9 protein-coding genes are annotated in these 21,530 nt (G+C 65.9%); all 9 read right to left on the bottom strand.

The genetic code is table 11. The annotated features are described in order from the left end of the window. Positions 1–113 precede the first annotated feature (113 nt). The 9 genes from JDV75_RS10925 to JDV75_RS10885 all read right to left on the bottom strand — a co-directional run bounded on the left by JDV75_RS10925 (position 114) and on the right by JDV75_RS10885 (position 21,073). Positions 114–905, bottom strand: coding sequence for an ABC transporter permease (locus JDV75_RS10925; RefSeq protein ID WP_198739276.1), 792 nt, complete (start codon positions 903–905; stop codon positions 114–116). 3 nt (positions 906–908) lie between these two features. Beyond that, positions 909–1,988: an ABC transporter substrate-binding protein gene (locus JDV75_RS10920; protein ID WP_198739275.1), complete on the bottom strand. Its 1,080-nt coding sequence runs from the start codon at positions 1,986–1,988 to the stop codon at positions 909–911. Continuing rightward, positions 1,985–2,662, bottom strand: a complete 678-nt coding sequence (locus JDV75_RS10915; protein WP_198739274.1) for an ATP-binding cassette domain-containing protein — start codon at positions 2,660–2,662, stop codon at positions 1,985–1,987. Before JDV75_RS10915 ends, JDV75_RS10920 begins: the two co-directional genes overlap by 4 nt. 227 nt (positions 2,663–2,889) lie before the next feature. Further along, on the bottom strand, positions 2,890–3,924 hold the full coding sequence (gene fbaA, locus JDV75_RS10910) for a class II fructose-bisphosphate aldolase (RefSeq protein ID WP_198739273.1): 1,035 nt from the start codon (positions 3,922–3,924) through the stop codon (positions 2,890–2,892). Positions 3,925–4,259: 335 nt separating this feature from the next. After that, positions 4,260–5,459: a glycoside hydrolase family 76 protein gene (locus JDV75_RS10905; RefSeq protein ID WP_198739272.1), complete on the bottom strand. Its 1,200-nt coding sequence runs from the start codon at positions 5,457–5,459 to the stop codon at positions 4,260–4,262. Positions 5,460–5,532: 73 nt separating this feature from the next. After that, entirely contained in the window at positions 5,533–6,231 is a 699-nt protein-coding gene (locus JDV75_RS10900) for a TrmH family RNA methyltransferase (RefSeq protein WP_232958465.1), read from the bottom strand. Further along, positions 6,224–6,772 (bottom strand): orotate phosphoribosyltransferase, encoded by a 549-nt coding sequence (gene pyrE, locus JDV75_RS10895; protein ID WP_198739271.1) that lies wholly within the window; start codon positions 6,770–6,772, stop codon positions 6,224–6,226. The genes JDV75_RS10900 and pyrE overlap by 8 nt, the downstream gene beginning before the upstream one ends. Positions 6,773–6,778: 6 nt before the next feature. Next, entirely contained in the window at positions 6,779–8,164 is a 1,386-nt protein-coding gene (locus tag JDV75_RS10890) for a type III secretion system chaperone family protein (protein WP_198739270.1), read from the bottom strand. Positions 8,165–8,314: 150 nt separating this feature from the next. Then, positions 8,315–21,073 (bottom strand): DUF7507 domain-containing protein, encoded by a 12,759-nt coding sequence (locus JDV75_RS10885; RefSeq protein WP_198739269.1) that lies wholly within the window; start codon positions 21,071–21,073, stop codon positions 8,315–8,317. Positions 21,074–21,530: the final 457 nt, after the last annotated feature.

Genomic DNA, 21,530 nt, shown 5'->3' with positions numbered 1-21,530 from the left:
CGGCGGGGCGGAGTGTCGGGGTCGGTCGTGGAACGGCCGATTGTACTCTACGCCACCGCCCCCACGGCGGCCACCGGGTGCACGACCGCTGACCGGCACCGGTGTCCGCACCGTCAGACGGCCGCCCCGGAGCCGGCGCGGTAGCTGTTGGCGCGCTCCCGCAGCGGCTGGACCACCAGCCTGTCGAGGGCGAAGGTGACGGCCGTGAGCACCACCGCGTAGGCGAAGATGGTCGGCGTGTCGATGTTGATCTGCGCCATGCGCACGGCACCACCGACGCCGGATGCGGTGGAGAGGAGTTCCGCCATGACGGCGACCCGGATCCCCTGCCCCAGCGCCACCGTCGTCGACGCCAGTACCGGGGGCGTGACCATCGGCTGGATCACCCGGGTGACGATCGCCGCGCGGGAGAGACCGAATACGCGGGCCATCTCGACGAGATCGTGGTCGATGCCCCGGATCGCCTCCTCCGTCGTGGCGGCGATCAGCGGTGTCGTCACGAGCGCCACGACAAGCACGGCGACCCACCCGTTGGCGCCCAACCAGGTGAGCCCGAGGATCACGAGAATGATCGGTGGGGTGGCCAGGAGTACCTGGAGCAGAGGCTGGCCGAACCAGGAGGCCCGGATCCACACCCCGCCGAGAACACCCCACGCGAGACCGACGCCGACACCGCAGATGAGACCTCCCGCGGCCCGCGCCATGGTCAGACCGAGCGCCGCCCAGAAATCCGTGTCCGCGATAAGCCCGGCCAGCGCCCGGGCGGTACGTACCGGGCCCGGCAGAACGTACTCGAGCTGACCGATGCTCACGGCGTGCCAGCAGAGGAGCAGTGCGGCGGCACCGGCGAGGATCCAGGCGGCCGCGTGGCGCGACCCTGTCGGTGGGGACGTGTCCGGGATCATCACCTACTCGGCGTAGAAGCTGTCATCCGGCAGGGTTCCGCCGTAGACGTCCGGGTTGACCGTGGCGAGGACCTCAAGGAACTCCTCGTACTGCTTCCGTGACTCGGACGCGGGGACGACCTCGAGGTTGAGGCGCGGGATGATGTCCCGGACGAGCGGCTCGGGCATATCGTACTGTTCGGCGATAGCCCTGATCGTGGCATCGTCACCGTCGTTGACCTTGGCGGTGGTGTCGGCGACCTCCTCGAGGACCGCCGCCGGGAGCTCCGGATGGGCGTCGACGAGCTCGCCGGGCATGATCAGGCCGGCCATCGGGAACCGGGCCGGCCCGCCGGTGGCCCTGCCGTACTCCTCCTGGAGGTTGAATACGCGCTTGAGGTTCTTCCCGGACTCCGCGGTCTTCTTCAGCGCGACGGTGGCGAGGTGCTCCGGAAGCACGGCCCAGTCGACCTCCCCCTTGGCGAGCATGCCGACCGCCTGCCGCGGATCGTTCACCGGCACGTAGGTGATGTCGGTTTCCTTGTCCAGGCCGTTCTCGGCCAGGAGGTAGCTGAACACGAGGTCGACCATCTCCCCCGGCATGACGACCGCCACCTTCTGTCCCTTCAGCCCGTCCCAGTCGCCTTCTTCGGCGGTGTCGGGGCCGAGGACGTAGAGCATCCCCCACACGACCTGCCCGATGAGACGGACGTCGACCCCCTTGTTGTAGAGGTTCGCGGCGGTGTAGGCGGGGGTGGCCGCCACCTGGGCGTCGCCCTGCATCATCGCGGCACGCAGCTGGTCGACGCTGTCCCAGTAGTCGACGTCGACCTCGTCGGCGTACTCCTCAAGTTCACCGTCCTTGTCGAAGTTGATCATCGGTGCGCCGAACGCCATTGTGCTGTGCAGGTAGGCGCGCAGGCGCGGGATCTTCGTCCGGTCGGTGTCCGTGGCGTCCCCGGAAGCCGCGGTGGACGCGGTGGCCGCGGACGTCGCGGATGTGCCGGCGTCGCCGGTGGGCTCCGGGTCCGATGAACAGCCGGCGAGCGTGAGCGCGGCCAGTGCGGCGACCGCCGTGACGCGTGTCCTGATTTTGTGGCTCATGGTGTTCCGCTTCCTTCTGTGGTCGGTGGATGGACTTGTACGGAGATCTCCCCCGGAGGATCGAAGGCCAGGCGCGCGGTGGACACCTCGGCGATCTCTTCGGGATCGTGGGTCACCCAGACGGTGACGGTGTCCCGGGTGATCACGTCGAGCAGCAGTCGCCGGAGGCGTCGGGCCAGCGGCTTGTCGAGTGCCGCGAACGGTTCGTCGACGAGCAGGAGCGCCGGTCCGGTCGCCATCGCGCGGGCCACTGAGACCCGCTGGCGCATCCCGCCGGACATCGCGGCGGGGAGAAGCTCCGCCGCCTCGCCGAGGCCGACGCGATCGAGCCAGGAGTCCGTGGTCGCGGCGCGTTCCCCGCTGGAGAGACCCGGGAGCACGAGTTCGATGTTGTCCCGGGCGGTCAACCACGGCAGGAGGCGCGGTTCCTGGAACACCATCCCGATACGCCCCTCCGGCCTGGCTACGTCACCCGAGAAGTCCTTGGTGAGCCCGGATATGACGCGCAGGAGGGTGGTCTTCCCGCACCCCGAGGGGCCGGACACACCGAGCACCTCCCCGGGGCGGACGTCCAGGCTCAGGTCCTCGATGAGGACGGTACCGCGGCGGGCCACGGTCACGCCGGCCAGGCGCAGACAACCGTCGTCCGACCGGGCGTGCACTGGTGCGATCACCGCTGGTCTCTTTCTCTCCGTGGGCGGGATGTACCCATCAGAGGCTACGCGGATCACGGCCAGTTTGTAAGGGTAGCGTTACCAGATGCACACCGGAACGTGTCCGACACCCACCTCCTGAACCGGTTCCGGGAACGCGGAAAGGCCCCGCCCGAACGGATGATGCCGTTCGGGCGGGGCCTTCGCAGACGGGGTGAACCGCCTACCGGGGTGTTTCCTGCGGGGCCTTACTTGGAGAGGGAGGTCCCGACGGAGTGCAGGTCCTGGCAGGTCTCTATGACGCGCTCGGACATGCCCTGCTCGGCCTTCTTCAGGTAGGAGCGGGGGTCGTAGACCTTCTTGTTGCCGACCTCGCCGTCGATCTTCAGCACGCCGTCGTAGTTGCTGAACATGTGGCTGACGATCGGGCGGGTGAACGCGTACTGCGTGTCGGTGTCGACGTTCATCTTGATGACGCCGTAACGCAGGGCCTCCTCGATCTTCTCCTTCTCGGAGCCGGAGCCGCCGTGGAAGACGAAGTCGAAGGGCATGGCGTTCTCGTCCAGGCCGAGCTTCTTCGCTGCGGTGCGCTGACCCTCCAGCAGCACCTCCGGACGCAGCTTCACGTTGCCGGGCTTGTACACGCCGTGGACGTTGCCGAAGGTGGCGGCCAGCAGGTAACGGCCGTTCTCACCGGTGCCGATGGCGTCGACGGTCTTGGCGAAGTCCTCGGGCGAGGTGTAGAGCTGGGCGCCGGCCTTGGCCTCGACACCGTCCTCTTCACCGCCGACGACACCGATCTCCAGCTCCAGGATGATGTGGGCCTTGCGGGCCTTCTCCAGCAGCTCCTGGGCGATCTCGAGGTTCTCGTCGATCGGGATGGCGGAGCCGTCCCACATGTGGGACTGGAACAGCGGGGCCTCGCCGCGGTCGACGCGCTCCTGCGAGATGGCGATCAGCGGACGCACGTAGGTGTCCAGCTTCTCCTTCTGGCAGTGGTCGGTGTGCAGGGCGACGTTGATGCCGTAGTTCTTGGCGGCCTCATGGGCGTAGGCCGCGAGGCCGACGGCACCCCTGACCATGTTCTTGACGGCCAGGCCGGAACCGAACTCCGCACCACCGGTGGAGAACTGGATGATGCCGTCGGACTCCGCCTCGGCGAAGCCCTTCAGCGCTGCGTTGATGGTCTCCGAGGAGGTGCAGTTGATGGCCGGGAAGGCGAAGCCTTCCTTCTTGGCCTTGTCCAGCATCTCGGCATAGACCTCTGGGGTTGCGATGGGCATGTGCTCTCCTTTACGTGGTGCGACGTTCTTCGTGTCGATCACACCGTGGGGCCACGACCGCGGTGTCGCGGTCCGCGACCGCCGGTGCGGTCGTCCTGCCCTCAATTATGCCCCCACCGGCGATTTCTCGCCGCCCCTCCGTGCCCGATTTTGTGATTTCGTGCCCGATTTCTTGTTTTCCATCCTGCGTTTCAGACAAATTCGCAGGTAGTGAGACTGACACCCTCACCCCGTTCGGGACGTGAGATCGACCACTGTCCGAACAGGCGACCGGCCGGACAGATCCACCGGCCGGACACGGGCCGACCGCGACCGCCGGGCCGGCCCGGTAACACTCAACCGTTGTAGGTGTACCCGGCCGCGGACACCCTCGCCGCGGCCTCGATGAGCATCCACCCGGACAACTGCACCGACAGATCCCGCTCCGGGATCTCGGAGCTGCGGACCGCACCGGCGATTGAGGTGCCCACAACCCCCGCGTTACGCGGGAGATTCGCATCCGTCGTCCAGTCCGCCCCGAACACGGGCAACCCGTCGATCTCGAGCCGGTGATTCCACACCGATTCCGCGGACGCTAGCACCAGGCGCGCGGCGATCTTGCGCGTCGCCCTGTTCAACGGCGTGTCCTCCGACAGCCGCAGGGCGATCTCCGCGAGGTAGCGCACCAGGATCCCCTTGAACAGGCCACCGTCCCCGCCGCCGGTGTGGGCGTCGATCACCCCGGCGGGCGTCGCCATGTCCTTGGCCACCGCGTGCACCAGCTCGCGCAGACGCGTGACCCAGAGCATGAGGTGCTCGACCTTCTCCGCGTCATCGATTCCGGTGATCGACTGCCCGGGTTCCAGCCCCGCACGTTCCCGCAGCTTCTCGGAGATCTCGAGACATGCCCCCAGGGTGACCCCCTGGCAGTAGGGATGGATGTCGCGGACGATCTCCGGCCCGTGCATCCGAAGTCGAACCCCGTCCATGACCAGACCCTGCTCGTTGATGAGGTTGTCGAAGATCCAGTCGGTGAGGTCGATCGCCTGCTCGAGACGGTCAGTCCGGGCCATCATGATCGCGGCCGGGCCGTTGGTGGGGACGTTGTAGAAGGTCTCGTTCGTACGCCAGGGCAAAACGCCGGTGAGATTGTCCGCGCCGGCGATGATGTTGTTCTCCAGCGGCCTGATCGCCTTCGGCACGCGGAACTTCCTGACCTCCTGCACACGCGCACCCGCCAGAGCCAGCCACGCCTTGTCGTCGTAGTACCGGTTCGCGGTTAGTCCCCGGAGATTGCGGATCCGCATCCCCCGCAGGGTCTGCCTGATCCGCTGCTGCCGGGTCGGCGTGGGACGCCGGACCGCGGCATCGACGAGGCAGTCCAGGTAGTGGGCCTGCCACCAGTAGTGCCAACGGAGGAAGATCTTGTCCTTCGTGGTCGGGGGCCACGCGACCACGGCCAGGTTGGTGCGGGGAAGCAGCCAGAGTCGACTCGCGTGCCGCTCATTGATCGCAGCTTCCGCGAGGTCAGCGCGGTGGGCCCATTTTTCTTGCACGTCAGGGTTAATCTCTCGGGGTCGGCGGCATGTTACTTGTCCCACTTCAGGTACCGTATCTGCGGTCACACAGCTACCAGGCGCGTTCCAGGTCCGCGTGTTGCGTGACCCACCTGTGCATGGCGATACCCGCAGCGACGCCCGCGTTGATCGAGCGCGTCGACCCGAACTGCGCGATGGAGCAGGTCATGACGGCTCCCCTCCGCGCGGCCTCGGTGATACCTGGGCCCTCCTGTCCGAACAGAAGCAGGCACCGCTCGGGCAGCCTGGCGGTTTCGAGCGGAACCGATCCGGGTGTGTTGTCGACGGCCACAACGGTGATGTCCCGGGCCTGAGCCCACGCGAGGAGGGTGTCGACGTCCGGGTGGTGCAGCAGGTGTTGATACCGGTCGGTCACCATCGCGCCGCGCCGGTTCCACCGGCGCCGCCCGACGATGTGCACGGTGTCCACGGCGAAGGCGTTGGCCGTGCGCACGACGGTCCCGATGTTCGCGTCGTTCTCGAAGTTCTCGATCGCGACGTGCAGCGGGTGCCTGCGGGTGTCGATATCCGCGACGATCGCCTCCCGGGTCAGGTACCGGTAGGCGTCGACGACGTTGCGCCGGTCCCCCTCCGCGAGGAGTGTCGGATCGAATCGGGGATCCTCCGGTACCGGTTCGCCCGGATGTTCCTCGTCCCAGGGGCCGACGCCGACGCGCCCGGCCCCCCACTCGGTCGGTCCGGGCCGCTCTGCGTCTTGTCCTCCCCGGGTGTCGGTCAGTTGGTCACTCAAGGCCGAGATCCGACAGGCCGAGCAGGTAGCGGTACTCGAGTCCGGCGTCGGCGATGACCTTGTCCGCACCGGTGGCGCGGTCGACGACCGTGGCAACCCCCACGACCTCGGCACCGGCCTCACGCAGCGCCTCCACGGCGGTGAGCGGCGAATTGCCGGTCGTGGTGGTGTCCTCGACGACGAGGACCTTCTTCCCGACGATGTCCGGCCCCTCGATCCGACGCTGCATGCCGTGCTTCTTCGTCTCCTTGCGGACGACGAACGCGTCGATCGCCCGCCCCTCGGCGTGCATGACGGCGGTGGCCACGGGATCCGCACCGAGCGTCAGGCCACCGACCGCGACGTAGTCCCAGTCCGCGGTGAGTTCACGCAGCAGCTGGCCTATCAGCCGTGACGCCCGGTGGTGCAGCGTCGCCCTCCGGAGGTCCACGTAATAGTCGGCCTCCCGGCCGGATGAGAGGGTCACCCGGCCGTGGACCACGGCGAGTTCCTTGACCAGTTCGGCTAGTTCTCCACGGGCTTCGGCGGACGAAAGGGTCACGGGTGTTCAGCGCTCCTCGGGGGTAGTCGGGTTGTCGGTGTCCGGGGCTTCGGCGTCGGCCCCGGAGTCGGTGAAGATGCTCGGACCGGTTCGGAAGGTCCGCGGTACGCGCACCCCGCCGGGCTGGGGGGCCGCGTCCCGTCCGTCGGCGATGGCGTCGATCTCATCGCCACCGACGGCGCGCGGTTCCACGGTACCGCGCTGCTCGGCACGGAAGCGGCTGGGCAGTTCCACCGGCTCGTCCGGGCGGTGCACCAGCGGCTGCGCGGGCGAGACGTCCGTCTCCTCCGCATCGTCTCCGGTGCGTTCCTGGTCCCGGTGCGGTGGCGGCAGCGGCCGGGAGGGATCCAGTCCCCCACTGTCCCGGAGCGGGGTCTCCCCGGCCCGGGGCGGAAGGGTGCACGCGGCGTCGGCCAGCAGTGCCATCGGCTCGAGGGCGGCCTCCCAGTCCTCCGGGGAACTCCGTCGGACAAGCTGGGCGATCACCCAGCGTGACTCCGTCCAGATCATCGTCACCGCGGCGGGCACCGCCTCCATCGCTGCGGTGACCCGCTCGTCGACGAACCGGCGTGCGACATCGGGCTCCGCGCAGAACACCGCGAAGTCCCCGAGCCGGAAGGAGGTGTCCCGGTCGTCCGCCGTGCGCGACATCTCGACGACGGCAGCACTCCCGCTGACGCGCCGGAACGCGAGGACCGTCTCCGGCCCGAGGTCCACGAGGTGGAACTCGTGTCCGGAGGTCATGCCGCTGACGACGTCCCTTGCCGCGGCTCCGGCACCCGCGGGACCGAAGCTCCATTCATCGGTGAGGAACGCGTCGCCCTTGCTGTAGTCGTAACCGTTGGCCGCGGCCCACCGGCGTCGGGTCCGGCGCGCGGACCCGGGCAGGTGCAGACCTCCGTGCGCATTCACGGCGCTGGAGACCCGGTTCCTTCCGGTGGGGGCATCCGCGGCCTTCTCCCGGCCCGGCGGGGCATCCTCCGGGACATCTGCTTCGCGTAGGTGTTCGTCCCGTTCCTCCGGGGTCAGGACCGGGACGTCGCGCAGCTGATCCTCAACCTCCACGTCGATCACGTCCATCCCGTCTCCGGTGTGGCCGGGTTCTCCGGGTTCGTCGGTCACCGGATCCACGATCTCCGCGCGGTCCGGCTCGGGGTCCCGGTCCCGGGCCGTCGGGTCCTCGCCGTGCTTCCCGTCCCGCACCGGCTCGGGTGCGGTGACGGACACCGCCGGTTCGGCGCCGGAGGTCTCGGAATCGGCGTCGGGCGCGGTGTCGGCACCGGCGGGAGCGTTCCGGCGTGCCAGGGCGTCGCGGCGGTTCGCGGCGAGCGTCAGGGCGACGGCACCGGCGGCGGACGCACCGGCAAGCAGGAGGAGAGTTTCGCTTAACATTTGGCTCCGAGTCTAGCGCCCCGGAGGCCCCGCCCCGTGCACATCCGCCGTTGTTTCCGGTGACGGATACGCCGGTGGGCCACGCTCCCCCGGAACGACGGGACCCGCCGCACCTCCGGGTGGAGGTGGGCGGGTCACTGTCGGACGGTGCTACCGCTCGTCGCGGCGCCTGCGGCGGGCCGCGGCCACGAGGCCGAACCCGGCCAGTGCGAGCACGCCGCCCACACCGAGGGCGACCAGAACGTTAGCTCCGGTGACGGGCAGCCCCTTCGTGGTGCCGCGACCCTTCGCCGCGTCGTCCGTGGCACCCGAGGTACCCGATGTTCCATCCGAGGTACCTGAGGTCCCAGTCGTGCCCTCAGGCGCGGTCGCTGCCGTCGGTGCCGTCGGATCCTGCGGTCCGGTGCTCGGCTTCGCGCCGGGTACCGGTATCGGGATCGGGATCGGGATGATCCCGCCGCCGGAGGACGTTCCCGAGGAACCGGTCTCCTTCTCCACCTTCACCTCGGCGAAATCGGTGGCCGAGACGGTGCGGTCGTCCCGGTCCGGATCAATCGATTCGGGGATTGTCCCCGTCGCGGTGGCCGGACCACCGTAGGTCCCGGTCGTCGCGTCCTCCTCGGTGATCACGTGGGGCGCCGAGGTGCACGTCATCGACTCGCCGGGGGCGAGCGTCGTGGCGGGGCAGCTGACACCCGGGACCGTGGAATCCACCACGGTCACACCGGTCAGGGGAACCGTTCCGGTGTTGGTGACCGTGTAGGTGAAGGTGACGGTGTCCCCGACCCGGTAGGTGTCCTTCGGGTCCACGACATCCTTGGTCACGGTGATCGCCGCGTCACGCTTCAGCGTCACGGTGGCGGTGGACTCGTTGCCCTGGACGGGGCGTCCGCCGACCGAACCGGCCGCTGTCGCGGTGTTGACGAGGTCGCCGCTCGCCGCGAGATCGGCGTCGGTGACGGTGATCTCCGCGGTGCAGGACTTCTCCTCACCCGCCGGCAACGTCAGTCCGTCACCGGTGAGCGCCTCGGCATCCCCGCAGTCGAGGGTGACCCCGCGGTCGGTCAGCCACCGGTCGGTGATCTTCAGATCCTCGATCGCGGCGTTGCCTTCGTTGCGGACCGACACCGTGAAGGTGACGGTGTCGCCCGGTGCGACGGGCCCGGTAGGCTCGGCGGACTTGGCGACGACGAGGCGCGGATCGGCCGCGGGGACCGACACCCCCGACTCCTCCGAGGTGACGTTGATTCCCTTCGTCGGGGTCACGCCGTTGACGGTCGCCGTGTTCACCACGGTGCCGGCCTCAGCCTGCTCCGGGGTGACGGTGTAGGCACCGGAGGTGCACACACGCGTCTCGCCGGGCTTGAGCGGCGTGGAGTTGTCACAGGTGATCTCCACACCCGCGGCGGCGAGCTGGGCGTCCTCCACGACGATGTCCCGCAGGGAGACGGCGCCCGTGTTGGTCACGGCGAACTGGTAGGTGATCTCGTCACCGGCACGGTACACCATCCCGTCCTCGTACCCGACGACGCTCTTGGCGACGGTCAGGCCCGAGCGGGCACTGACCGGTGTCGTCGCCTTCGCGGTGAGTTCACCGATCTTGAAGTCACCGAATTCTCCGGTGACCGTCGCGGTGTTGACGATGCCGCTCTCGGCGTCGACCTGTTCCTGGGTGACGGTGGTCTCGGCGGTGCATTCCACGACCTGGCCGACGGCGAGGCGTGACCCGTTGGTCCAGGCCTCTCCGCCGCGGACGCAGGTCAGTTCAGCGCCGCCGAGCATCGGATCGTTGAGCCGGACGTTCTCGACCGGGGTACCTCCACTGTTGCGCACGCGGATCGTCCAGGTGATCGTGTCACCCTTCTCGACGCCCTCCTCGGTGGAGGAGGACTTCGCAATGACGAGTCCCGGTATACCGGTAAGAACACTGACACTGTCGGTGGCCTCGACGGGCGTACCGGCGCGGGTTTCACCCCGGACGGTCGCGGTGTTGAGCAGAACCCCCTTGCGGGCGGTCTCCTCGTCGACCTCGAGTGCGTCGGCCCTGCAGTCCATGCTCTCGCCGCGACCGAGCTCGGTCTCCGGACAGCTGATGTTCTTCAGCTTCGGATCGTCCAGCGTGATGCCGGTGACGTCCACGGTTCCGGTGTTGGTGACGGTGAAGCCGTAGACCACCTCGGAACCGGGGGTGTACTGGCGGTCAGGCTCGGCGACCTTCTTGGCCAGGGTGAGTTCCGGCCGGACATCCAGCTTCGTGGACACCGTGGCGGATCCGGGTACCTTCCGACCGTGGTAGGAACCCTCGGCGGTGACGGTGTTGACCAGCGTGCCGTCGGTGGCCAGGTTGAGGTCGTCCTGCGTGACCTTGACCGTGGCCGTGCACATCACCCGTTCGGACACGGCCAGGTTGACGCCACCCGAGGTGATGTCACCGCGGTCGCCGCAGTCGAGGGCCACGTTCCGGGCGTCGAGCATCGGATCGGACAGCGTGACTCCCTCGACAGGAGTACCACCGGAGTTGGTGACGAGGATCGCGTAGGTGAGCTCGTCGTCGACCTTGAGCGGGCCGGAACTGTCGGCGGTCTTGAGCACCGTGATCCCCGGCTCCCCGACGGTCACCGTGACGGTGTCGGGCAGGGAGTCCACGCTGCCACCGGTGGGGGTGGTGGCGTGGGCCGTGGCGGTGTTGACGATCTTTCCGGTCTCGGCCAGTTTCACCGGTCCGGCGGTGCAGACGTGCTTCTCCCCGGGATTCAGGACCGTGTCGGTCCCGCAGTCGACGGAGAGGCTCCGGTCCGCGAGGACCTGATCATCGACGGTCGGGGCGGTGACGGTGACGTCGCCGGTGTTCTCGATCTCGAACTCGTAGGTGATCTCGTCGCCCGGGACGTAGGGACCGGCGGCATCCTTCACCCGCTTGTCCAGGGTGATAGCCGCACGGTCGGAGACCGTCCGCCCGACCGAAGCTTCGTCGGTGACCGGCGGATTGTTCTCGTAGTGGCCTTCCGCGGTGACGGTGTTGACGAGCTCGCCACCGGCGTTGATGTCCTCCTGGGTGACGGTCATCGTTCCGGTGCAGGTCCGGGAGGACCCCTTCTCCAGTCGGATTCCGTCGCCGGTGAGACCCGCCGCATCGACCCCGCAGTCGAGGTCGGCGCGGTGATAGGCGAGTACCTGATCGGTGAGGTGGACCCCGTCGAGGTCCGTGGAACCGTTGTTGGTCACGGTGACGGTGTAGTCGATGACGTCTCCGGCGACGACCGGAGCGGCGGCGGACTTGCCGCGAACCACCGCGGTCTTGGTGACGTCGATGGAGGACCGGCCCACATCGACGGAGGCCTCGGCGTCATCGGTGATGGCGCGGTCCGGGGAGGCCGGGATGGACCCGGTGACGCTGGCGAAGTTAGTCATGATCCCGCCGTCGGCCGGAACATCGTCGGCGGTCACTGTGTAGGTGACCCGACAGGTGCGGACCCCGCCCGGTGCGAGCGACGCGGTGACGTCGTTGCACGGGATCGTCCCACCGGCGGCGGCCACCCGGTCGTCGGTGATGTGGACGTCGTGGAGGGTGACGTCACCGGTGTTGATGACCTTCAGGTCGTAGGAGACGGTGTCGCCGATGACGTAGACGTGGCCGGGATCGCCGACGACTGTCTTGGTCAGTGTCATGCGCGCGTCATCGGACACCGGCACCTTGGCGCTCGCCGAGGGCGGCGTGAGCGATTTCGTGCCCGCGGTGCCGGTGACGGTCGCGGTGTTGATGATCTCCTCCTGCCTGTCGACGTCCTCCTGGTTCACCGTCGTCGTGACCGTGCAGGTCACGGACCCGGCGGGACGCATGCGGGCGCCGGCGTCGCTGACGATGGCCGGATCGGAGCAGACGAGCTTTCCGTCCGCGACCGCGGCGGCGACGTCGTCCCCGATGAGGTCGTCGGACAACCGGACTCCGGTGACCTCGGTGTTTCCGGTGTTGGTGACCATGATCGTCCAGACGACCGGGTCTCCGTCCACGAATCCGGTGCCGTCGGCGTTCGTCGTGCGTTCGGCACGCTTCTCCACCCTCAGATCCGGGGATCCGATGGTGACCGATTCGCCGTCGGACGCCGGGGTGACGGGGGTGCCGCCCGGAAGATCCGCGGTGACGGTTGCGGTGTTCAGCAGCTGCTGCGCGGTGTCCGCCGCGGAGACGGAACCGTCGTCGACGGTGTAGGCCTCGGTGACGGTGCAGTTGACGCTCGCTCCGGCTGCCAGATCGCCGTCGGGGCAGTCGACCGTGCCGTCGCCGAGCAGCGGATCACTGATCCGCACGTTGTGCAGGGTCACGTCACCGGTGTTGGTGACGGTGAAGCGGTAGTCGACGGTGTCTCCGACGACGTAGAACGGCCGCTTGGCGGGGACGATCTTGTCGATGCTGATGCCGGAGTTCTTCGAGACCTCCACGGTGGCGTCGTCGCTGTCGGTGACCGGGATGTTCCGGAACGTGCCTGCGACGGTGGCGGTGTTGACCAGAGGTTTTCCCGGATCAACGTCGCGGGGACCGTCCACCGTGAGTACACCGGTGCAGGTGATCTCCTGGTTCGGGGTCATGGCGATGCCGGTGTCCCCGGTCAGGTCCGTGGCACCGGGGCACCGCAGCTCGACGCCGCGGTCGGCGAGCCAGTCGTCGGTGAGTGTGACGCCCTCCAACGGGGTGGATCCGGAGTTGGTGACTGTGACGGTGTAGGTCAGTACGTCGCCCGGTGCCGCGGGATCGGGTCCGGCGACGGTCTTGTCCACCGTAATGCCGGGGACACCGGTCCGCGCGGTCACGTTGGCCTCCGGGGAGGTGACGGGGTCGTCACCGGAGGTCGGGGTACCTGAGGCGGTCGCGGTATTCACGATCGTCCCCGCGTCCGCCTCTGCCTCGGTGACGGTGTGTGTCGCGGTGCAGGTCCGTGGTTCGGAGCCCACCGCGAGTGGCTGATCAGCGTCCTCGCAGACGACGGATTCACCCGCGGAGAGGCGGTCATCGGCGACGGTCACACCATCGAGCCGGACGTTTCCGGTGTTCTGGACCTTGAAGACGTACTCCACCTTTTCACCGGCGAGGTAGATGTGCTCACCGGTGGCACCGTCCACGGGTCTGACGCTCTTGGTCAGACCGATGGCGGGCTCACTCACCAGTTTGACGCTCGCCGTGGCTCTGCCCTGGGTCTTCTTCCCACCCCAGTCGCCGGTTATCTCGACGAAGTTGGTGTAGGTGGAATCGTGGTTCATGTCCTCCTGTTTGACCACGGAGTACATGGAGCATGTCACGGACTTGCCGATGCCGAGGACGAGTTTCCCGTCCAGGATGGACAGGTCCTCACAGTCGATCGGATCATTGAAGTGGTGGTCCGGAACCCCTTCGACGAGCTGAAGGTTCTCGAGCGGGGTGTTTCCCGTGTTCCTGACGGTGATGGTCCAGGTCACGTTGTCGCCGATACGACGCGGGGTGTCCGGGTTGTCGGCGGACTTGTTCATGGACAGTTCCGGCACGCCTGCACTGATCTGTACCTTGGACTGCTGCTGCAGTTGGGCACCGTTGTCGCCGCGGAGCGCGGTGACCGTCGCGGTGTTGTCGATGCGCCCGGCCTTCGCTTCATCCCCGGTGACCGTGTGGGTCGCCTCGCAGAACTTCTCGGAGCCCGGTGCCAGGGTGAACGATTCGGTGGATGTGTAGGCCCCGTCGACGGTGTCCGCGCAGGTGATCGCCGGATCCGCACCAAGCAGGGGGTCGCTGATCCTGATGTCCGCCAGGGTCAGGTTTCCAGTGTTGCGCACCCGGAAGGTGTAGGTGACGTCATCGCCCTCGACATAGTAGGCTTTTTCGTCGCGGACGCCCTTCAGGAACGTGAAGCTCGCGTCATTGGCGACGGCAGCGGTCGCCTCCGCGAAGGCCGGGTCGACGGGTCGACCGTCTAGTTGGGCCCTCGCCTGCACGGTGTTGTCGAGATTGTTGCCATTGTCGACATCATCCTGGGTGGCGGTCACCGTCGCGGTGCAGGTCCGGCTGTCGCCCCGTGGCAGTGTGATGCCCTGGTCTGTGGTCAGGCCCTCGGCCCCGGAGCAGCTCAGCTTGGTACCGTGGAGTTCGAGGGGGGTGTCGATCAGTCGGACGTTCTCCAGAACGGTGGTTCCGGTGTTGGACACGGTGACAGTGAAGGTGACTGTGTCGCCGGCCCTCACCCCGGATTCCGGTGACGCGGTCTTGGTGACCGCGATTGCGGGTTCACCGGCAGAGAGGGTGAGCGGTGATTCCGGGGATGTGACCGCGGGGTCGCCGTTGAGGGGCGTTCCCGTCGCTGTGGCAGCATTGTCCACTCTTCCATCCTCGACGTCTTTTTCGGTGACGGTGTAGTCGCCTGCCGTGCAGAGCCTCGAGTCTCCGGGAGCGAGCGCACCGGTACCGCAGTCGATGGCCACACCGGCGTCGGTCAGCTTCCGGTCGACGATGGCGATGTCGTCCAGGCTCACGGCACCGGTGTTCGTCACCGTGAAGGTGTAGTTGACGGTGTCACCCTCGCGGTAGACGGAAACTCCGTCATCGGTCTTGCCCTTGACCAGGGCGAGCGAGGCCGCCCGGGAGAGGGTGACCGTTCCGCTGGCGGACTGGTCCGGGTTGGTGGCGTGCAGATCGACGGACTGGAATGAGCCGCTGACGGTGGCGGTGTTGGTCAGATCGTCACCGGAATTCACGTCCGTCTGGGTCACTCTGGTGACCGCGGTACAGGTCTGCCTGCCGCCCACGGGCAGGGTGGCGGTACCGTCGAGGAATCCCGCGGGGCAGCTGATGGTGTCGTCCGGCCGGCCGGCGATGAAGTCGTCGGTGACGCGTACGTTGTCCACCGGGGTGTCTCCCGTGTTGGTGACCGTGATGGTCCAGGTAACCGTCTGGTCCGCGACGAGCCCCGTGGTGGGATTCGCGGACTTCTCGATGCGCAGCCCGGGCGAACCGACCTTCACATCGGCGGTGTCCGTCGTAGTGTGCCTCGACCCGTCGGGGGCGGTGCCGGTTGCGGTGGCGGTGTTGGTGAAGATCCCACCGGTGTCCGTTCTCGCGGTGTCAACTTCCTCGGGGGTGAGGACGTGTCCTGTCGCCGAGCATTCTGTCGATGCGGTGGGTGCGAGCCTGGTCTCTTTACAGTTGACCTCACCGAGTGCGGCGTCCTCGACCGTGATCGGGTCGAGCGTCACCTTTCCGGAGTTGACGAGGGTGAACGTGTAGTCGACGGTGTCGCCGGCGACGTAGACGCTCTTCTCATCCACCACGGTCTTGGCCAGGGTGAGGCCCGCCTGAAGGGTGATCGGGACCGCTGCGGAGACCGGCCCGGCGGGAACGGTCCGATCATTGAAGGTGCCTGCCGCGCTCACGGTGTTGGTGATGGAATCGGCACCGTAGTTGGCGTCGATGGCCGCCTGATCGAGGGTGATCCGGGCGGTGCACACCGCGTTGCTCCTGCTGTCCATGCTGATACCGGTGCCGTCGACGAGGCCCTGGTTCGCGGGGCAGGTGATGCTTCCGTTGTAGTCGGCCACGAGTTTGTCGGTCAGGGTGACGTTCTCCAGCGCGGTGGTTCCGTCGTTGGAGACGGTGATCTTCCACTCGACGTCCTGGGTGCCTCTGATCGCCTTGGTGATGTTCTCCTTCTCAACCGTCAGGTGCGGGATACCGACGTTGACGGTGGCGTCCGAGCCATCCGGATCAGCGACTGCACGTCCCTTGGCCGGAGTCAGTGCCGAGACGTCGACGTGATTGACCAGCTTGTTCTTGCCGTCACTGACGTCATCGGCGGTGATCGTGTACTCGTCTGATTCGCAGTCTATGTCGCTGCCGGGATCCAGATCGGTGGTGGCGCAGTTCAGGTTGACACCGGCCTGCTCGAGCATGGGGTCGGTGACCTTGATGTTCTTCAACGTGACGTCACCGGTGTTCCGGATGACGAACCGGTAGCGGATCCTGTCACCGGAGGTGTACTCCGGCTTCGGGTCGATGACCGACTTCGTGACCGTCATGCCGGCGAGGTCGCTGACCTCCACCTCGGCTGTCGCGGTCGGGCTGTCGTCCCAGGTGCCGTAGCGTCCACTGGTTCCAGCGGTGTTGACGAGGGTCTTCTCGGCGTCGATGTCCGCCTGGGTGATCTTGTCCTGCCCGGTGCAGACGATCTGCCCGCCGTTCGCCGCGAGCGTGATGCCTGCCGCCGGAACAGCTGGGGTGCACTCGAGATCCACTCCCCGCACCTTCAGCACTTTATCTGTCACCGTGACGTTATTCAGTGGGGTGTTGCCGGTGTTGGTCACGGTAATCGTCCAGACAACGGGGTCATCCTTGCGGAGCTTCTTGCCGGCCGGGATGTCGTTGGTCTTCTCGATCTCGATCCCGGGTTTCCCGACCCGGAGCGTGACGGAGGAATCGTCGGTGACGACCTCATTGTCGCCGGGTTTCTTGCCGGTCACAGTCGCTGTGTTGTCGATTCTTTTCGCCGTGACATCGTCTTCGGTGACGGTGTACGCCTTCTGTGCGGAACAGGTCACCTCCTGGCCGGGAGCGAGCGTGGACGGACAGTCGTTCGGGGTGTCCCCGAGAAGCGGATCGGTCACGGCGACGTCGTGGAGGGTCAGCGATCCGTCGTTGCGGAGCGTGAACCGGTAGACGATCTCGTCGCCGGCGATGTACGGCTCGTGCTGGTCCTCGACGGACTTCTCGATCGAGATCGCCGCGTCATCGGGGAGGGTGACGGTGACGGTGTCCTCGACGGGGCCGACCGCAGTTTCCTTGTAGTTCGCGGCGATGGTTGCGCGGTTTGTCAGGGTCCGGCGGGCGTCGATGTCCGGCTGGGCCACTGTATGGGTGGACGTGCAGGAGTAGGTGTCGCCCGGGTCCAGGGTCGCGCCATCGGCGGAGAGGAGATCTCCGCGTGCCGCTGCGGCGTCACCGGTGTAGGGCGTGCCGGCCGCGTTCTCGATGACGCAGGTCAGGCCCAGATCCCCGGCACTCCAGTCGTCTGTCAGCTTAACGCCGGTCAGGACCGTGTTACCGGTGTTCTCACCGGTGACGGTGAATGAAGCCCTGTCGTTGACGACGAGAGCCGCGGTGTCGCCACCGTTGACGCTCTTGTCGAGGGTGATCTCCGGACGCGGAGCGAAGAGCCCGAAGTCGATGTTGTCGATCAGCACCCGCCGATCCGCGGGAACGGTGAGACCGGTGACCTCAATGCTGCCGTTGTTGGACGGGTTGCGTCCTGACTGGGTCACCTCCATCCCGTTCGGGACGACGATCTGGACCGTGTAGTTTCCGGGGACGAGATTGTCGAAATCGTAGTTTCCCTGCTCATCGGTCACGGCAGTGGCGATGACGGTGTCACCATCAAGGAGTCGGACGGTGACACCCGCACGTGGATCATCGTCGGGGGCCCTGCCGCCGGTGTTCTCCACGTCGTTGTACACGATTCCGGTGATCTGCCCGGAGTAGACCTCGGCGTGGACTGGGTCCGGTGCCGGAATCGGCGGATTCGATGTACCCTCTGCGGGGAGAACGGTCATCCCCATCCTGTTTACGTAGATGTCCCGATTGTGGTTCCCCTCAGTTTGGAGGACGACCTTGATCTGGGATGATTCACCCGATTCCAACTTCCCTCCTCGGTACTTCAACGCCGTTATCCGCTTGCCGCCGGGCGCATGCTGCGCCTCGATGGCCTCAGGGCTGAGTACCTTCCAGGTGGTCCCGGCGCTCGGATCGGCATCGATAGGCCGTCCACCGTCCTGGCGCGAGAAGGCACCACAGGCGGCACGTTCGTCGTCGTGGGTCGCCGATTCGGGACACGCTGAGACGGTTGCCGGATCATCGGTGGTGTAGTAGATTTCCACTTCCGGCTGCCCCTCAGCGAGCCGTGCCGCGGATTTCAGGGTGTATGTGCCGTGGTATCTGCTGCCCCGCCCATCGCCGTCGTACGGTAGAACATCGATGTACTCAAATGCCGGGTAGGACAACGCACTGTCGTTCGACACCGTCGTGATGAACGCCACGTCCGAGTTCAGTGGAACCTCATCTTCCACCACGGATTTGTCCGCGCTGAGGACATCGATCCGCGGCACGACGATCGTGCCCCGGATCGAGTTCCCGTTCCAGGGGTAGTACGCCTCCGGATCGACGTATCCCCTGTCTATCCAGCGATCTTCTGCCCCGGCGGAAGGGTCCTTCAGGTGTCCCATACCGGTACCGAAGGATTCCACCAGGATGGGGAACTCCTGTCCGGGAAGTGCCCAGGCGGGGGTCTCGACCTCTGCCGAGAACACCGGTGGTTCATTGTTCCGCCAGACAAGCCAGTCGGACTCCCGTTTCACGCGTTCCGCAAAACCCACGGGCAGAGCGGGATCGTTCAATGGGTCACCGGAGGTGTTCTCCTTGTCACCGAACAGCCAGGAACGTTCAAGATAGTGGTCTTTGCTGACCCCGCAGTCGTTGTAGTCCTGGGACAGTTCCGTCCCACGGACGTAGGTCACCCCCGGGGGAAGATCGTCAGCATCGACGTTGAGACACTTGGACAGGAATACGCGGGTGTAGAAGCGGTTGGGTTCTCCACTCTCGTCGGTCCCGTTGAGCGCAGATGTGACACCATCCGTGAATTTGATTCTCGGGTAGGACCGGACCTCGACCGATTGCCTGCCCCGTCCGGGTGTGTTCTTCTTCGTGTTGTTGTACGGACCGTACCAGCCGGGCATATTCATCTGTCCGACGGATACCGTCGGTTTCGTCGGCTGGTAGATGACGTCACTGACCGCGGGCGAGTATTCCCCGTCACCGGATGCCACCCGCATGTAGTTCCGTGTCACATAGTATCGGCCATCGTTGATCTTCTCTTCATTTCCCGAGATCTTGTCCGGGTTGAATCCATCGACATCGTAGGTGAGAGCTGTAGGGTTGGTGAATATCCCGTCACCGTCAATCTCGATGAGGAACCCGCTGATGTCACGGTAGTCGGTTCCCGGTCCGAACACATTCGCCAACCGCCAGGACCCCAGGGCCTCGTCACCGGGGAGAACGAAGTTGTCCTTCGAGCAGTCCGGTTCACCGTTGCCGTCGCCGACCAGGTCCCTGTTGGTGAAGTACACCCGCGCATTCGGATACACCTCGTTCAGCCGAGGGCGGCCCTTCGTGTTCCAGCCGACATGGATCCTCTTGTCGCCCCCGAAGATCTGGTAGCCAGGTTTCCATGCCACACAGATCCGCGGGTTGTCCCGGGCCTGCAGAGGATTGATCTTGAGCTGGACAGGCGCCCGACGGAGTGCACCCCGCTTACCGGTGGCTTCATCCACCGGGCCACGACCGTAATTCTGGTCGACCTTGGTCGAGATGCAGTCCTCGCCCTCAGCGCACTCATATTCACTGAGATTCAGTGTATGCCTGACCCAGTTGTTGTTGGGGTAGTTCGCGTTCGACCCCTTTTTGAGTCCCGCTTCAGTGTTCTGGGTGGAGAAGTCTCTTCCCATGTTGGATCCGGGATCAACCTCGTCGTCACCGAAGTCGGCGTTTCCCGCGAATTCGGGAAACGCCGACTCTTCACCGGAGGGGCCCCTGACCTTCATGGGGTTGTGTTCGCCGTCGATCGCAAGGAACTTCGAGGAGATCTCGATGCCGTCCTCCTTGGGCAGGTTCTCTGTGGGGATGAAGAACCGGAAGGAGGGGTACCGGGAGTAGGAGACGCTGGGCAGGAAGTAGGAACCGCTGATCTCACCCACGACGTAGGGGCTCCCGCCATCCAAGTCCGCGCGAACCGGATCACCGCCGTCGAAGGAGGCCAGTACCTGACCGGGATCCACGCCCTCCGGAAGCGAATCGGCATCGAGAACGTACTTCAGCAGCTGTTTCGGGAGCTTCGCCCCGTTCTTACCATTCAGACCCGCCGCGCTGTATCCGGGGTAGTAGAGATGGGTAATGCCGGGCTGCGCGCTGATCGCCCGGTAGGATCTGCCGTTGATGACCACGTCGGAGGGTGCGACACTGGTGTCTGCCACACCGAGGTCGAAGCGCTCGATCCTGAGGATGTTCAGGTCCTTGTCGGAATCGAGGGGGACCGGATCGGTGGAAATCGGCGGAACGGCGGAGTCATCGTCCGAAACGACCGGCGTGACCGTACCGCTCAGGTGGAACTTACCCTTCAACCTGTAGGTCTCCGTGTAATCGAAGGGACTCGCACTGACGTTGACCGGTACCGTAACCGAATAGGGTTCACTGTTTTCGAAGGTGACCTCCACCTTGCTCGAGGAGATGGGTCTGATGACAACTCCGTTCTGTCCCGAGGTCGTCACTATCTGGGTCGGTATGTTCCGCATCGATGCGGGTTCACCTGTTCCGACATCGATCCAGTTCAGGTTGATGAGGAACGTCGCGGGACCGTTCGATGCCGTCTTGCTCAGCGTGAGAGAGTACTGCGCGGAGTCACCGGCGCATACGTTTCCGTCGGTCGTCGTCTCATCGGACTCCTCCTCGGGAAAACCGTGTTTCACGTTGATGCCGCAGGGGTACGAAACATCAGGCCCCTGCCCTTTTCCTGCGGAGACCTGGGTGAGGGTCACACCGAGAGCCGAGCCGTTCTCCCCGGGGACGACGGTATTTCCTTCCGGTAACGCTGTAGCCGCGAGCGGTGCGACCACCGGTGCGTCGACATCCGAAGGCTCGAGAAGCAAGTCGGGGACTTCGAGGACATTATCGTCTCCGACCGTTGAATCACTGTCGCCAGCCGGGACTGCCTGAGGTTCGGCTGGCGACGACGGACCGGCGGTCTCCACCGGCTCTGCTTCGGATCTGGCGGGCATCGCCAGTAGCGCGAGCATCACGCAGATAACCGCGATCAGAGCGGCGATGCTCCGCACAGCGTGACGAATGGGCATGCTTAGCCCCGGCGATCCAGTGAACGATGGATGCAACGTTGACATAGATAAGACCCCTGATCTTTATCGAGTGAGACTCCCGGGCACCGGATTCTTCGGTCACAGGATGAGGAAGAAAACAGATAGAAGACCCTTATTCAAGGACTACTTTATCCACAGGAATGCCACAGGCGACAAACCCAATACCCCTCAAAACAATATCTCCCAGAATAATTGTGAAGTCGGGAGAGCCGAAAAATCCGATCACCTGCACCGAATGCCTCAGAAGAATCCCAGAAAAAGGCTATCTCCGTTCACTCGCCTCCACTAGGATCACCAATTCCGAGACACGGACAGCCCGGCATATGGAAAACGAGGGCCCCAATCAGTACCACGGCCGACGCTCCATTTTCTTCCCCCGGGATGGACGACCTCCACACATCCGACAACCACCATGCGGGTGGAACATCTGCGCCCC

Origin of the sequence: Corynebacterium meridianum (genome assembly GCF_016342265.1) — a bacterium.
Taxonomy (GTDB): Bacteria; Actinomycetota; Actinomycetes; order Mycobacteriales; family Mycobacteriaceae; genus Corynebacterium; species Corynebacterium meridianum.
This window is presented reverse-complemented; position numbering and strand designations above follow the sequence as displayed.

Bases quoted from the DNA above. Each gene is read 5' to 3' on its own strand.
- JDV75_RS10925 (WP_198739276.1), bottom strand. From the start codon at position 905: ATGATCCCGGACACGTCCCCACCGACAGGGTCGCGCCACGCGGCCGCC.
- JDV75_RS10920 (WP_198739275.1), bottom strand. From the start codon at position 1,988: ATGAGCCACAAAATCAGGACACGCGTCACGGCGGTCGCCGCACTGGCC.
- fbaA (WP_198739273.1), bottom strand. From the start codon at position 3,924: ATGCCCATCGCAACCCCAGAGGTCTATGCCGAGATGCTGGACAAGGCC.
- JDV75_RS10890 (WP_198739270.1), bottom strand. From the start codon at position 8,164: ATGTTAAGCGAAACTCTCCTCCTGCTTGCCGGTGCGTCCGCCGCCGGT.
- JDV75_RS10885 (WP_198739269.1), bottom strand. From the start codon at position 21,073: ATGCCCATTCGTCACGCTGTGCGGAGCATCGCCGCTCTGATCGCGGTT.